Raw genomic sequence first — 14,622 nt, 5'->3', positions numbered from 1 at the left:
GACATGTCAGTGCAGTCCTTCAGCGAGCGGGCCCAGCGCGAGCGCGGGCAGGTAGGTCATGGCGACCAGGACGATGGTCACGCCACCGAGCAACCCGACGAATTGCGGGCGGTAGGTGGGCAACGTGCCGGCGGTCTCGGGGACCTTGTCCTGCTTGGCCAGCGAACCGGCAAGGGCGAGGACGAAGACCATTGGGATGAACCGGCCGAGCAGCATCGCCAGACCCAGTGCGGTGTTGAACCACGGGGTGTTGGCGGTGAGGCCGGCGAAGGCCGATCCGTTGTTGTTGGCCGCCGAGGTGAAGGCGTAGAGCACCTCGGACAGACCGTGGACGCCGGGGTTGAGAATCGACGTGCCCGTGACGGATTCGCGCACGCTGGGGATGGCGAAGCTGAGCGCCGTACCCGTGAGCACGAGGGTCGGGGTGACCAGGATGTAGAGACTGGCCAGTTTGATCTCGCGGGGGCCGATCTTCTTGCCCAGGTATTCCGGGGTGCGACCCACCAGCAGACCGGCGATGAAGACGGTGATGATCGCGAGGATCAACATGCCGTAGAGGCCGGAGCCGACACCGCCGGGGGCGACCTCACCGATCATCATGTTGAGCATCGGGAAGATGCCGCCGAGCGCGGTGAACGAGTCGTGCATCGAGTTGACCGCACCGGTGGAGGTCAGCGTGCTGGCCGTGCCGAAGAGGGTCGAGCCGTTGATGCCGAAGCGCTGCTCCTTGCCCTCCATGGCGGCGCCCGCCAGTTGGGTGGCGCTGCCCCAGCCCTTGGCCTCGATCCAGGTCAGACCGATCAGCGACAGGATCGCCAGGGTGCTCATCGCCGCGAGGATCGCGTAACCCTGCTTGTTGGAGCCGACCATCTTGCCGAAGGTGCGCGGCAGCGCGAACGGGATCACCAGCAGCAGGAAGATCTCCAGCAGGTTGCTGAACGCGTTGGGGTTCTCGAAGGGGTGCGCCGAGTTGGCGTTGAAGAAGCCACCACCGTTGGTGCCGAGCAGCTTGATGACTTCCTGGCTGGCGACCGGGCCACCGGGCAGGTGCTGGACACCACCCGCGAGCGTCGTGATGTCGGAGACGGTGTGCAGGTTCTGGATCACGCCGGTCGCAATCAGGACGATGCCGCCGACGATGCTGATCGGCAACAGGATGCGCAGGCAGCAGCGGATCAGGTCGACCCAGAAGTTGCCGAGCATGCCGGTCTTGCGGCCGGCGAGGGCCCGCACCAGGGCGATCGCCACGGCGATACCCACGGCTGCGGAGACGAAGTTCTGCACCGCGAGGCCGGCGGCCTGGACCGTGTAGCCCATCGTGGCTTCGGGGGAGTAGCTCTGCCAGTTGGTGTTGGCCACGAAGGAGGCCGCCGTGTTGAACGACAGGCCCTGCGGCACGTTGGGCAGCCCGAGGTTGTAGGGCAGCCAGTGCTGGATGCGCTGCAACAGGTAGAGGAACAGCAGGCTGATCAGCGAGAACGCCAGGACGCTGCGCAGGTAGGCCTGCCAGGTCTGCTCACGCTTGCTGTCGACGCTCAGGACCTTGTAGGTCGCCTTCTCGACCCGCCAGTCCTTGTCGGTCGTGAAGACCCGGGCCATGTAGTCCCCGAGCGGGCGGTAGCAGACCGCCAGCATCAGGATCAGGACGGCGGCCTGTGCGACCGCAAGCCACGCGGTCATCAGAACCGCTCCGGTTTCACCAGGGCGATCACCAAGTAGATGATCGCCAGCACGCCGAGAACGGCGGCGATGGCGTTGAAGACCATCACAGCTTCTCGACCCCCCACGCAATCACCGCGACGAGCGCGAAGACCGCGATCATCAGGGCGATGTAAGCCACGTCAAGCACGAAGAACCCCACGTCTAACCGTTTGTCCCGACCGCCGTGCTGGCAGGTGCGGGGGCCCGCGACTGCGGGCCTTGACTGATCAGACTCCGGTGGGCACTCGGCGTACTAACGCCCTAACGGTTTCCGTACGGGGCCCTAACGGGTTGGCTGCGCGGACTCAACCTGGTCGAGACGTCAGAAATTGTCGTGCTGGCCGCGTGCAGGCGCGCTACCCGTGGTTGAAACGTCAGAAGTTGTGGCGCGCAGCGGGAGCGTTGGCTAGAACGCCCAGCCGGAGAAGTGCTTCTGCCATTCGGCACTCGTGACAGATACGCGCAGGCCGCGCTTGCGCAGGGCGTCGACGGAGAACTTGAGGATGTCGGCGGGGTGTTCGCGCAGATCGGGGGCGAATGCCGTGATGCGCAGCCAGCCGTCTGCAGTGAGCCATTCGTCGCGGCGGACATCAGAGTGATGCTGCTGGGACGACTCGATGTGTTGCCTCCCGTCGTATTCAATGGCGACTTTCTGCTCCGGGTAGGCGAGGTCGAGTCGGTAGTGCTTGCCATTGCCACGCGCCACCACGAACTGAACTGTCGGCTCCGGCAAGCCGGCGAGGACGAGAAGCAGCCGAAGTCTGGTTTCCATCGGGGACTCGACGTCCGGGCGCACGAGCAGGGCGGCTCGACGCGCGCGGAGCGAGGCCCGGCCGGTCATCGCAGCTGCCGCACTCCGCAGTTGCTCGACGGTGGCGAGCCCTCGCTTCACGATCGAATCCCCGAGCACAACGAGGTCTACCAGCTCCAGATGCGCTGCCATTTCACAGAAGACCTGATCGATCGGAGAGAGCCGGTAACCAAAGCGGCTGACCCAGGACATCTTGAGCCGACACTCAGCGCGGATGCCCTGCACCCGAAGGCGCGTGTTTTCGGGGACGTTGAGCTGGATATCGCTGCTGTGCGGCGCGATGACACCCCAGATCGCCGCCGCGGTGTGCCGAGCGAGTACGGCCGAGTCGGGCGCACACAGCAGAGCTGCGTCGATGCGATGGATCAGGGTCGGCGTGCTGGTACCGACGAGGTAGACCCCGTGGAGCAATCGCTGGAATCTCGGTCCGCGAAGTTCGGCAGGTGTGACCCCGGACTGGAGTGCCTGCAGTCGGGTGATGACCGTGCCGTCGCGCATCCCCCGAGTGTGGTGCTGTAGACGAGGTGCTCAGGCGTTATCCACAACCGGGTTCCGGGTGGTCGAGACGTCAGGAATTGCGGCGCCGGGCAGGTGGGGGCGTGATCGGTGTGGTCGAGACGTCAGAAGTTGCGGCGCCAGGCGGCCCCTCAGACGATGCCGTCCAGCGGGTCGTTGCTCCGCTTGCGCGCACTCACGTACTTCTTGGCGATCAGCCACATCAGGATCCAGGAGCCGATCGCGGTGATGAACCAGACGATCAGCGCCGAGAGAACCCAGGCGCCAGCACCGTCGATGCGCAGACCGTCGCTGAACAGCGTCGCGACCCACAGCGACAGCAGCGTGGAGATGATCCCCACACCGCCGAGGACCGGTGAGGCGTACTTGCGCGCCATGTTGAAGACGAATGGTGACAGCAGCGCCTGTGCCGCCACGAAGACCAGGACACCGACGATGAAGCCGCCCCAGGTCAGGTGGAAGTTCTTCACGACGAGGGAGGTCACCAGGAAGGCGATAGCCGCCGACACGAGGGAGACGCCGATGCTCCAGAGAAAGCGAATCACGGGGAGTGTCCTTCCGGGATAGCTGCGAATGGATTGCCCTCAACCTATCCGCAGAACCCGGCCGCGCGATGCCGCACGCGCACGACTGGCACGAAGTCACAAAGTGCCCCCGGCAGGATTCGAACCTGCGCTCCCGCCTCCGGAGGGCGGTGCTCTATCCCCTGAGCTACGGGGGCGCGCATGCACCGCGGACGGTGACTGCGACACGCAAGGCTAACACCGACCAGCCGGTGCTCCTGACCACGGCCCGGCGTCCACGGACCAGACTGGATGCGCTCAGAACGCCGGGCCGCCGGTATTTTGGCCCGTGATGAACGCCGCACCCGCCACCACCCTGTCCGCTGTCTGGCCGACGGGTGCCCAGCGAACCCCGGATGGCGCCCTGCGGATCGCCGGTCACGACCTGCGGGACGTCGCGGCGCAGTACGGCACCCCGGCGTACCTCATGGACGAAGCCGACATCCGCACCCGGGCCCGCGCCTTCCAGCAGGCGTTCACCGAGGCGTTCGGCGCGATCGGCACCCAGGCCGACGTCTTCTACGCCGGCAAAGCCTTCCTGTGTACGCCGATGGCGCGCCTCCTGCTCGACGAGGGCCTGAGCCTGGACGTGTGCACCGGTGGTGAACTCGCGGTCGCCCGCAAGGCGGGCTTCCCCGGCGCCAAGATCGGCATGCACGGCAACAACAAGTCCGTGCCCGAGATCGAGGATGCCATCACGTACGGCGTGGGGCGGCTGATCGTCGACTCGTTCGAGGAGATCGAGCGCGTGGCGAGCGTCGCCGCGCAGCACGGTGTCGTCCAGGGCGTGATGCTGCGGGTGAAGACCGGGGTCGAGGCGCACACCCACGAGTTCATCGCCACTGCGCACGAGGACCAGAAGTTCGGATTCAGCCTGGCCGACGGGCAGTTGATGGACGCCGTCGGAGCGGTCCTGAAGCACCCGGAGTCGTTGCGGTTGCTGGGGTTTCACTCACACATCGGCTCGCAGATCTTCGACTCCGAGGGCTTCGCCGTCGCGGCAGAGCGGCTCATCCATGTCCAGCTGCAGGTCGCCCAGGAGCACGGCATCGTGCTGCCGGAGCTGGATCTCGGCGGTGGGTTCGGGATCGCCTATACCGATGACGACACCCCGCTCACCCCGCAGGAACTGGCCGGTCAACTGGCCGGCATCGTGCAGCGCGCCTGCGATGCCGTCGGCCATCCGGTGCCGCACATCAGCATCGAGCCGGGCCGGGCGATCGTCGGCCCTGCGGGTGTGACGCTCTACGAGGTCGGGACGGTCAAGCCGGTGCACGCCACCGACGAGTTGACCCGCTACTACGTGTCGGTCGACGGCGGGATGAGCGACAACCCGCGTCCTGCGCTCTACCAGGCCGACTACACCGCCGAGCTGGCCGACCGCACCAGCGACGCCGCACCCGTGACCGCACGTGTCGTCGGAAAGCACTGCGAGAGTGGGGACATCGTCGTTCGCGACGTCCAGCTACCCGGCGACATAGCGGCCGGCGACCTACTGGCCGTCCCGGCCACCGGTGCCTACTGCCGCTCGCTGTCCAGCCAGTACAACCACGTGCCGCGCCCGCCGGTGATCGCCCTGCGCGACGGCGGCAGCAGCGTGTGGATCCGGCGGGAGACCATCAATGATCTGCTGGCCCTGGAGGTCGAGGAAATGGAGGGGGAGCAATGAGCGTGCGTATCGCCCTGTTGGGTTGCGGCGTGGTCGGTTCGGCGGTCGCGAAGCGACTGATCGAGCACTCCGATGAGCTGACCGAACGAGTAGGCGACCGACTCGAGTTGGTGGGGGTCGCCGTACGCGACGTCGCCAAGCCCCGCCCCGAATCCGGCGTCCCCGCAGAGCTTTTCACCGACAACGCCGAGGAGTTGGTGACCCGCGCCGACGTCGTCGTGGAGTTGATGGGCGGCATCGAGCCGGCCCGCACCCTCCTACTGAAGGCCATCGAGCACGGCGCGAGCGTGGTCACCGCCAACAAGGCCCTGCTCGGTGAGGACGGCCCCTCGCTCTACGCCGCCGCCGCCGCGGCCAACGTGGACTTCTCCTTCGAGGCAGCGGTCGCCGGCGCGATCCCGCTGATCCGTCCGTTGCGCGTCTCGCTGGCCGGTGACGACGTGCACCGGGTGATGGGCATCGTCAACGGCACCACCAACTTCATCCTCGACAAGATGGACCGCACCGGCGCCGACTTCGCCGACGTGCTGGCCGAGGCGCAGGACCTGGGATACGCCGAGGCCGACCCGACCGCCGACATCGAGGGGTACGACGCCCGGGCCAAGGCCGCGATCCTCGCCTCGCTGGCGTTCCACACCCGGGTCTCCTCCGCGGAGGTCTTCTGCGAAGGCATCACCTCAGTCACCGCCGACGACATCCGCGCGGCCCGCAAAGCCGGCATGGTCATCAAGCTGCTGGCGATCTGTGAGCGGGTCACCGACGAGGAGGGCAGTGCGGCGATCAGCGCCCGCGTCCACCCCGCCCTGCTGCCGCGCTCGCACCCGCTGGCCAGTGTCCGTGAGGCGTTCAACGCGGTCTTCGTCGAGACGCAGTTGGCCGGCGAGCTGATGTTCTACGGCCGCGGCGCCGGGGGCGAGCCCACCGCGTCCGCCGTGCTCGGTGACCTGGTCCAGGCCGCCCGCAACCGGCTGGTCGGCCGCGCGGGTCCGGGGGAGCTGGCCTACGCGGCACTTCCGATCCAGACCATCGGCGCCGCGCACACGGCGTACTTCATCCGGCTGCGCGTCAAGGACCGTCCCGGTGTCCTTGCCTCTGTGTCGAATGTCTTTGCCGCGCAGGGTGTTTCGATCGAGAGCATGCGCCAGAACAAGGACCGTTCGGACCCTGAACTGGCCTCCCTGCACCTGGTCACGCACCGGGCGACCGAGAGCGCGCTGGCGGGGACGGTCGAGCAGTTGAAAGGTCTCGACGAGGTCGATTCGGTCGACTCCGTCATGCGAGTGGAAGGGCTGTGAGCGTGGCTCACCAATGGCGCGGGGTCATCCGCGAGTACGCCGATCGGTTGCCGATGCTGGACGGCGCCCCGGTCATCACGCTGGGTGAGGGCGGCACTCCGCTGATCCCGGCCGAGAAGCTGAGCACGTTGGTCGGGGCCAACGTCTACGTGAAGTTCGAGGGCCTCAACCCCACCGGCTCCTTCAAGGACCGTGGGATGACGACCGCGATCTCGATGGCCGCCAAGTCCGGCGCGAAAGCGGTGATCTGTGCCTCGACGGGCAACACCTCGGCGTCGGCGGCGGCCTACGCCACCAAGGCCGGGATGACCTGCGGTGTGCTGGTGCCGGAGGGCAAGATCGCGATGGGCAAGTTGTCCCAGGCGATCGCGCACGGGGCGCAACTGCTGCAGGTCGAGGGCAACTTCGACGACTGCCTGACCCTGGCCCGCAAACTCGGCGAGGCCTACCCGGTCGAGTTGGTGAACTCGGTCAACCCCGCCCGCATCGAGGGTCAGAAGACCGCGTCGTTCGAGGTTATCGACGTACTGGGTGACGCCCCGGATATCCACTGCCTGCCGGTCGGCAACGCTGGCAACATCACGGCGTACTGGAAGGGCTACAGCGAGGCGTCCGCCGGTGACGACGCGATCGCGACCAAACGCCCGGCCATGTGGGGGTTCCAGGCCGCCGGCGCGGCGCCGATCGTGCTCGGCCACCCGGTCGACCAGCCCGAGACGGTGGCCACCGCGATCCGGATCGGTAATCCAGCGTCCTGGAAGCAGGCCATCGTGGCCCGTGACGAGTCTGGCGGGATCATCGACTCGGTCACCGACGAACGGATCCTGGCGGCGCACCGGATGCTGTCGTCGACCGAGGGCATCTTCGTGGAGCCGGGCAGTGCCGCGTCGATCGCCGGTCTGCTGCAGCAGCACGAGCGCGGCGCGATCCCGGCCGGTGCGACCATCGTCTGCACCGTCACCGGGCACGGCTTGAAGGACCCCGACTGGGCGTTGAAGGAGGCCGACGGCTCTGCCGTCAACCCCACGCGGGTGCCGGTCGATGCCTTCACCGTCGCCAGTGCCCTCGGCCTCGAGGGCTGAGATGGCCGCGCTCGCGCCCGGCGCATCGGTGACCGTGCGGGTCCCGGCGTCGTCGGCCAACCTCGGCCCCGGGTTCGACTCCATCGGGCTGGCGCTGGGCATCTACGACGAGGTCACCGCGACCGTCACCGACAGCGATCTGCTGATCGACATCGAGGGCGAGGGCTCGGACTCGGTACGCCGCGACGAGGGCCATCTGGTCGTGCAGTCGATGCACACGCTCTGGAAGCACCTCGGGGTGGGGCCCCCACCGGGTCTGAGGTTGCATGCGCGCAACGAGATTCCGCACGCCCGGGGGGTCGGATCCTCCGCCGCCGCGATTGTCGCCGGGGTGGGCGCGGCGCTGGCGTTGACTGGTGCCTCGCTCGCCGATCCGCAGGCGCTGGCGCTGGTCAACGACGTGGCCGGAGACCTCGAGGGGCACCCGGACAATGCGTCGGCCAGTGTGTACGGCGGGGCTACCGTTTCGTGGCGCGCCTCCGGTCGCGAGGGTTGGGAGACAGCGTCGATCCCGTTGCACGACAACGTCTTTCCGGTTGTGTTCATCCCGGAAGCGACCCTGTCCACGCAGAAAGCGCGGGCCGCTCTCGCACCGACCGTGCCGCTGGCCGATGCCGCCAGCGGTGCCGGGCGGACCGCGTTGCTGACGCTCGCGCTGTCGCAGCGACCGGACCTGCTGCTGCCGGCGACGCGCGACTGGTTGCACCAGGAGGCGCGGCGACCGGCCTACCCGGAGTCAATGGCCCTGGTCGACGCGCTGCGTGCCGCAGGGCACGCCGCCGTGATCTCCGGTGCGGGGCCGACCGTCCTGGTTCTGGCTACCGACGACGCAGCGACCTTCAGCCCGCCCGACGGCTGGGCGCAGGTGCGACCCGGAGTGGCCGCGATCGGCGTACATGAGATCTGACGCGCGGGATGTCGTCGATTTCACGTTTTGACCGGGACTCGGTGTACCGTTGAGCCAGCACCGAGTTCTCGGTGGCCGCGCCGACGGAAGCGCTCTGTGAATCCCTTCGCTCAGCGATCCTTTCCCGACGCATATTCGGAATCCCCCCGACGGTCGCCCGGCGGTGCCACCCTTTGACTGTTCTTGCCCTACCCGCCCGCGGGTGGTCAGCACGGCGGTCGTGACTCCAGGCAGTACGCCGGGGTCGTACCTCAAGAGGACGCCTCATTCGCAAAGCCGATCGGCTGGATGAGGGGAAGGAAATTCTTCGTGACTGAAACCACCGAGCGGGTCACGGCTCGCGGTTCGTTGAGCACTCTGAAACTCGACGAACTCAAGCAACTCGCGTCGACCATGGGCATCAGCGGCACTTCGAAAATGCGCAAGAGCGATCTGCTCGAGGCCATTCGTGCCGGTCGTGACGGCGGGTCCCGCCGGGCGACTGCCCCCACCACTGCTCCCGCCGCCGAGAGCGCAGCGCAGGCTCCGAGTGCTCCGGCCGCGCAGGCGCCGCCGACTGCGCCTGAGCGCTCCGCCGAGCAGCCGGGTGACACCCGCGCGCCGGAGACCGGCGCCCCGACCCAGCAGCGTGACGACCGCGGCGACTCGAGCTCGCACCAGCAGTCCGACGGGCGGGGTTCCGAGGCCCAGGGTGACGAGCGCGACAACGCCGACCGGGGCTCGCGCCGCAACCAGAACCACGGCGACCGGCAGAACTCCGGTGACCGCAACCAGGGTGACCGCAACCAGGGTGACCGCGCCCAGGGTGAGGGCAACCGGAACAACCGGGGTAACCGCGCCCAGCAGAACAACCGGGGCGACCGCGCCCAGGGCGGTAACGACCGGTCGCAGAACACCAACGACCGCAACACCAACGACCGCAACAGCGGTGGCAACAACGACCGCGGCAACACCAACGACCGCGGCAACAACAACGACCGGAACAACAGCGGCAACGACAACTGGAACAACGACGGGCCCAACTCCCGCCGTCGTCAGCGCGGCCGCGACCGCAAGCGTGGCCGCGGAGGTCGTGAAGACTTCGGGGACGTTGACACCCAGATCCGCGAGGACGACGTCCTGATCCCGGTGGCGGGCATCGTCGACGTCTTCGACAACTACGCCTTCGTGCGCACCAGCGGCTACCTGCCGGGTCCGAACGACGTCTACGTGCCGATGGGCATGATCAAGCGCAACGGTCTGCGCAAGGGTGACGCGGTCACCGGCGCCGTGCGCGCCCCGCGGGACAACGACCAGCAGGGCCAGCAGCAGTCCAACCGGCAGAAGTTCAACGCTCTGGTCCGGCTGGACACGGTCAACGGTCTGGACCCGGAGAAGGCCAAGCAGCGCCCGGAGTTCGGCAAGCTGACCCCGCTCTACCCGCAGGAGCGCCTGCGGTTGGAGACCGAGCCCAACGTGCTGACGACCCGGATGATCGACCTGGTCGCGCCGATCGGTAAGGGTCAGCGTGGTCTGATCGTGGCGCCGGCCAAGGCCGGTAAGACGATGATCATGCAGGCCATCGCCAACGCGATCAGCACCAACAACCCCGAATGCCACCTCATGGTCGTGCTCGTCGACGAGCGCCCCGAAGAGGTCACCGACATGCAGCGCGCGGTGAAGGGTGAGGTCATCGCCTCCACCTTCGACCGTCCCGCCGACGACCACACCACGGTCGCCGAGCTCGCGGTGGAGCGCGCCAAGCGCCTGGTCGAGGCCGGTTCGGATGTCGTCATCCTGCTGGACTCGATCACCAAGCTGGGCCGCGCCTACAACTTGGCGGCCCCCGCCAGCGGCCGGATCATGTCCGGTGGTGTCGACTCCAGCGCGCTCTACCCGCCGAAGAAGTTCTTCGGTGCGGCGCGCAACATCGAGCACGGTGGTTCGCTGACCATCCTGGCGACGGCCCTCATCGAGACCGGGTCACGGATGGACGAGGTCATCTTCGAGGAGTTCAAGGGCACCGGCAACATGGAGCTGCGGCTGTCCCGTCAGCTCGCCGAGCGCCGGATCTTCCCGGCGGTCGACGTCAACGCCTCCGGTACCCGCCGCGAGGAGATTCTGCTGGGTGCCGACGAGCTGAAGATCATGTGGAAGCTGCGCCGGGTGCTGGCCGCCCTGGATCAGCAGCAGTCCGTGGAGCTCCTGCTCGACCGGTTGAAGAAGACCAAGTCGAACGTCGAGTTCCTGATGCAGGTGCAGCAGACCAGCTCGATCAAGCTGGACGACGAAGACTGATCAGACGTACGCAAGGGCCGGGAGACGTTGTCTCCCGGCCCTTTTGCGACGTCTCGGCTCAGTACTGCAGGTAACTGCGCTCGTCGCGGGCGCGCTGCGCCGGGGAGTTCGGGTCGGGCGCGAGGAAGTCAGCCTGGGCGCGGTAGATCTGGCTGATCCCGGCGGGCGGGGTCTGGTCGACGTACGTGACGTCGTAGGTCAGCACGTCGCGCGCGGCCAGGCGCACGGTGAGGGCGTAGACAGCCGCGATGGTCTGGCCGGTGGACTCCTGCGACACGAACGTGACCGCGCCCGGGGCGGGGGCGCCGTTGAAGCGCACGTTGGTGATGCGCACCTGCGACGCGGTCTGGGCGTCGGTCCCGATGCGCAACTGCGACCCGGCGGGTGTGGGATTCGGGCCGACCGACGTCCAGGTGATGGTCGTCGGCCGCTTGAGCGTGAGCGACCCGATCGCCTTCGTTGCGTAGCTGGCCGACGCCAACACGCCCCACGGGCTGACCGGACCCTTGTCCTGCGCGATGGAGCCCACTGCGGTGTTGTTCGACAGGTCCGCATCCCCGGGCACCGGTAGGAGGGTGAAGTGCGCCGGACGGTAGTCCGCGACGGCGTCATGCGGGTAAATACCGAGGATGTCGTAGTCGAAAGCCACGAAGTAGCCGGTGAACGGATCAGTACCCGGCGGGATCATCACCGGGATCGTGAAGGTGACCGTCTCGACGCGGTCGGCCACGCTGCGCGTGACGATCGGCAACGACGTGCCGTCACCACCGCTGCCACCGAAGTGTCCGGTGGCACCGGTGAGCCGGAAGACCGCGCTGTCGTAGCTGACCTGCAGGGTGAACCCCGCGGGGGAGGCAACGGTGCCGTGGTTGGCGACCACGGTGGCCACCGGTTCGCCGACCTCCAGCAGCCGGGTCAGAGCACCGTTGAACATGTAGAAGGAACTGCCCAGCTGTGGTGGGTCCAGGACCAGGTCGAAACCAGCCGAAGGGCTGGCGCTCGCTGCCGGTGCGGCGGCGGCGATGGTGACCACGGGGGCGGCCCATGCGGCGGACATGACGGTACGACGGGAGGGGCCTCGACTCATACCGGGGAGTCAACCCGGTAGCAGTGCGAGGCTGTAGTCGGGAGTTCTCTCACGCCAGCACCGGTAACCCGAAACAGGTTGCGGCACAAGGCGGTTCTAGTTGAACCGATCAGAACCGGCGACCACAACGCGCAGTGCTGCGATCGGTAGCCGGTAGGGGACGCGGTAGAACTCGTTGGCCACGGTCAGCTGACGCGAGGAGTCCTCGATCTCGACCACTGCACCGATGCCGAACCCGCCGAAGTCGATGAGCTCGCCCGGTCTCAGCCGGTCCCCGTGGTCCACGATGTTGTGACCGAGGTTGTTCAACAAGCGGTAGGAGTCGAGGGCGACCAGCCCCGAGACCAGCAGCTCCGGGTGGCCGTGCTCGGTCAGTCCGACCGTGTAACCGAACTGTTCACTCAGCGGCGAATGGGGCTCCGTGCATGCCGGATCGTCGCAGCCGCCGCCGATGTGCAGCACGGTGTACCCGTAGCGGCGGATCTTGGCCCGCAGATCCGAGTCCCGTTGTCTGCGCCACGATTCCCTTGTCATCCTCGCCATGCCAGGCACCGTAGGACGATCGGGTGCCCACGCGCCGTACGTGCCGGCCCGGCCTGTGGATTACCCGGTCACTCACTCAGCGGATCCCGCCACCGGCGAACCGATGGCGGGATCCAGGGGAGTGCTGCGTCAGATCACCAGGCGCGCGAGGCCTGGACGTCGTCCGCGAGGACGAACCCGATCCGGTGGCCGACGCTGATCATGTAGTACTTGGTCTTGCCGATGATGTCGACGTGGTCACCAGGGGTGTCGATGTCGTAGGTGTTGGCCTTGTAGTAGTCCGTCGGCGGTTTCTCATCGACCAGCGCGTAGGACTGCGCCGACTCCAGCTGGTAGGTGAGCGGTGCCCACGCCACGACGTCGGCCGGGTCGGTGTACGCCGAGGGCTCGGGCAGGGCGCGACCGTAGACCGGGATGGTGGTCCTGCCGGCCTTGGGGGTGACCACCTTGGCGCCGAGCAGCACCCGGGCGGTGGGGTTCTTGCGCGGGTTGTAGAACCACACCTTGTCGCCGAGGAACCAGATCGCCGTCCAGTCGCCGATGACCTCCGCCACGACGTAGTCGCATCCGGCCGCGGCGCGCCCACCCATGTCCGAGACGTACGTCGAGCCGGGCGTTCCGTTCTGGTGCAGGCCCGCGTCGGTGTAGACCGGCGCACCGAAATCGGGCTGGGTGCGCAGGGTGACGAAGTTGGTCGGCAGATCGGGGTAGGGGGTGCTGGAGCTGTTCTGGTAGCCCGTGAGCGGCTGGAAGTTACCGTCGAACCCCGGCAGGATCCGCACCACCTGACCCGACTTCGGTCGTACCGCTGAGGTGCCTTTGCGCAGGTTGGCGCCGAGCAGGTTGAAGTAGTGCTCCCAGTCCCAGAACGGGCCCGGGTCCCAGTGCATCCCGGGGATGTTGGCCGCGGTGGTCGCCGGGACCTGGTCGTGGCCCAGGATGTGGCTGCGGTCCAACGGGATGTCGTACTTGCGTGCGAGGTACTTCACCAACTTGGACGAGTTGCGGTACATCACCTCGGAGTACCAACTGCCGTCGGCGGCGTAGCCCTCGTGCTCGATGCCCAGGGCGTGGCCGTTGATGTACCAGTTGCCGGCGTGCCAGCCGATGTCCTTGGTCTCCAGGTGCTGGGCGATGTGACCGTCACCGGAGCGGATCGAGTAGTTCCAGGCCAGGTAGGTCGGGTCCTTCACCAGGGTGATCGAGCCGTCGTAGGTGCCGTCCATGTCGTGGATGACGATCTGGTTCAGCGCGGGCGACTTGGGCCGGAAACCCAGGTCGTGGTTGCCGTAGTCACCCGGGTTGGGGCCGTACTGCTCGTACGGCGCCGGGATCCACTCCACGGCCAGGCCGGCCGGAGCGTCCACGGGACCGCGCGGTCGCTGCGCCTTGGCCACCGCGACGCGCTCGCTCAGGACCTGCCGTTGCGCGCCCGGCGAGCCCACCGCACGGGCCTTCATGGTCAGTTTGCCGCCGGCGGTCGACTTCACGGCGCCGGACTGCAGGTCGGATAGAACGCCGTCGGCGAAGGTCTGCTGCGCGGATGCAGAGGTGAGCCCGCTGACCGAGGCGATGGCCTCGTACCAGGACGACGGATCGGTGCTGGCGCCCAGCGGGTGGCCCAGCGACTTCTGGGTGCTGGCCAGGATCGCGGCCGCTCCCATGATGTTGGCGGCGGGGTCCTTCTTCAGCGTGCTGGGGGAGTAACCGGTGAGGCGGGCGGCTTGCGCCAGCGTGTCGATCACCGGTGCGCTATCGGGTTTGCCGGTGCGGTTCGCACGGACGGCTGCGACGGCGGCACCGTCGATCAGGTGCATCGGACCGTACCCGCCGCTGGTGGAGGGCCGACCGGAGTGGTCCTCCCAGCGGGTCTGGCCGTAGGAGACGGCTGTAAGAACGCTCACCGGGACCTGATATTTGTTGGCCGCGGTGGTGAACTGGTCGGTGCTCTCGACTGCGAGAGCCGGGGCGGCGGTTGCGGCGAGCGGCACCGCGAGGGAGGCGATCAGGAAGTTACGCCGTGATACGGATGGCATACGACTCTCCGGGGGATGAGCGATCAAACGGACAATCGTTACCGTGCCACAGTCGCAGAACGAAAAGTGTTTTCAGAATGTAAAACTTTGCCCGGAGGATTTGCGCCGCCCGGCGGAATGCGCAGTGTGTCGTGT

Annotated in this window: 12 protein-coding genes and 1 tRNA gene; 5 read left to right on the top strand and 8 right to left on the bottom strand. The window is 67.5% G+C overall.

The genetic code is table 11. From position 1 onward, the window contains the following. Positions 1-6: 6 nt before the first annotated feature. The 5 genes from kdpA to AZH51_RS00480 all read right to left on the bottom strand — a co-directional run bounded on the left by kdpA (position 7) and on the right by AZH51_RS00480 (position 3,749). Positions 7-1,680: a potassium-transporting ATPase subunit KdpA gene (gene kdpA, locus AZH51_RS00500; protein ID WP_291520263.1), complete on the bottom strand. Its 1,674-nt coding sequence runs from the start codon at positions 1,678-1,680 to the stop codon at positions 7-9. Then, entirely contained in the window at positions 1,680-1,766 is an 87-nt protein-coding gene (locus AZH51_RS00495) for a potassium-transporting ATPase subunit F (protein ID WP_291521282.1), read from the bottom strand. The genes kdpA and AZH51_RS00495 overlap by 1 nt, the downstream gene beginning before the upstream one ends. Positions 1,767-2,107: 341 nt before the next feature. Next, positions 2,108-3,010 (bottom strand): endonuclease domain-containing protein, encoded by a 903-nt coding sequence (locus AZH51_RS00490; RefSeq protein WP_291520262.1) that lies wholly within the window; start codon positions 3,008-3,010, stop codon positions 2,108-2,110. Positions 3,011-3,159: 149 nt separating this feature from the next. Continuing rightward, on the bottom strand, positions 3,160-3,573 hold the full coding sequence (locus AZH51_RS00485; protein ID WP_291520261.1) for a phage holin family protein: 414 nt from the start codon (positions 3,571-3,573) through the stop codon (positions 3,160-3,162). A gap of 104 nt (positions 3,574-3,677) precedes the next feature. Next, positions 3,678-3,749, bottom strand: a tRNA-Arg gene (locus AZH51_RS00480). A gap of 134 nt (positions 3,750-3,883) precedes the next feature. Here AZH51_RS00480 and lysA point away from each other — a divergent pair. The 5 genes from lysA to rho all read left to right on the top strand — a co-directional run bounded on the left by lysA (position 3,884) and on the right by rho (position 10,821). Further along, entirely contained in the window at positions 3,884-5,260 is a 1,377-nt protein-coding gene (lysA, locus tag AZH51_RS00475; RefSeq protein WP_291520260.1) for a diaminopimelate decarboxylase, read from the top strand. Then, positions 5,257-6,555 carry a homoserine dehydrogenase gene (locus AZH51_RS00470; RefSeq protein ID WP_291520259.1) on the top strand — a complete coding sequence of 433 codons (1,299 nt, stop codon included), beginning with the start codon at positions 5,257-5,259 and terminating at the stop codon, positions 6,553-6,555. The genes lysA and AZH51_RS00470 overlap by 4 nt, the downstream gene beginning before the upstream one ends. 2 nt (positions 6,556-6,557) lie before the next feature. Then, positions 6,558-7,637 carry a threonine synthase gene (gene thrC / locus AZH51_RS00465; protein ID WP_291521280.1) on the top strand — a complete coding sequence of 360 codons (1,080 nt, stop codon included), beginning with the start codon at positions 6,558-6,560 and terminating at the stop codon, positions 7,635-7,637. 1 nt (position 7,638) lies between these two features. Beyond that, entirely contained in the window at positions 7,639-8,544 is a 906-nt protein-coding gene (gene thrB / locus AZH51_RS00460; RefSeq protein ID WP_291520258.1) for a homoserine kinase, read from the top strand. 288 nt (positions 8,545-8,832) lie between these two features. Next, positions 8,833-10,821 (top strand): transcription termination factor Rho, encoded by a 1,989-nt coding sequence (gene rho / locus AZH51_RS00455; RefSeq protein ID WP_291521278.1) that lies wholly within the window; start codon positions 8,833-8,835, stop codon positions 10,819-10,821. Positions 10,822-10,879: 58 nt separating this feature from the next. Here rho and AZH51_RS00450 read toward each other — a convergent pair whose 3' ends face one another. The 3 genes from AZH51_RS00450 to AZH51_RS00440 all read right to left on the bottom strand — a co-directional run bounded on the left by AZH51_RS00450 (position 10,880) and on the right by AZH51_RS00440 (position 14,487). Beyond that, positions 10,880-11,878, bottom strand: coding sequence for a hypothetical protein (locus AZH51_RS00450; RefSeq protein ID WP_291520257.1), 999 nt, complete (start codon positions 11,876-11,878; stop codon positions 10,880-10,882). A 126-nt stretch (positions 11,879-12,004) separates the two neighbouring features. Then, positions 12,005-12,451, bottom strand: a complete 447-nt coding sequence (locus tag AZH51_RS00445) for a DUF4262 domain-containing protein (RefSeq protein WP_291520256.1) — start codon at positions 12,449-12,451, stop codon at positions 12,005-12,007. Between the two features lie 134 nt (positions 12,452-12,585). Then, positions 12,586-14,487, bottom strand: a complete 1,902-nt coding sequence (locus tag AZH51_RS00440; protein WP_291520255.1) for an N-acetylmuramoyl-L-alanine amidase — start codon at positions 14,485-14,487, stop codon at positions 12,586-12,588. Positions 14,488-14,622 lie beyond the last annotated feature (135 nt).

This window comes from Branchiibius sp. NY16-3462-2 (genome assembly GCF_001594145.1).
Lineage (GTDB): Bacteria > Actinomycetota > Actinomycetes > Actinomycetales > Dermatophilaceae > Branchiibius.
Note: the sequence above shows the minus strand (reverse complement) of the source record. Positions and strands in the feature narration are given on the sequence as shown.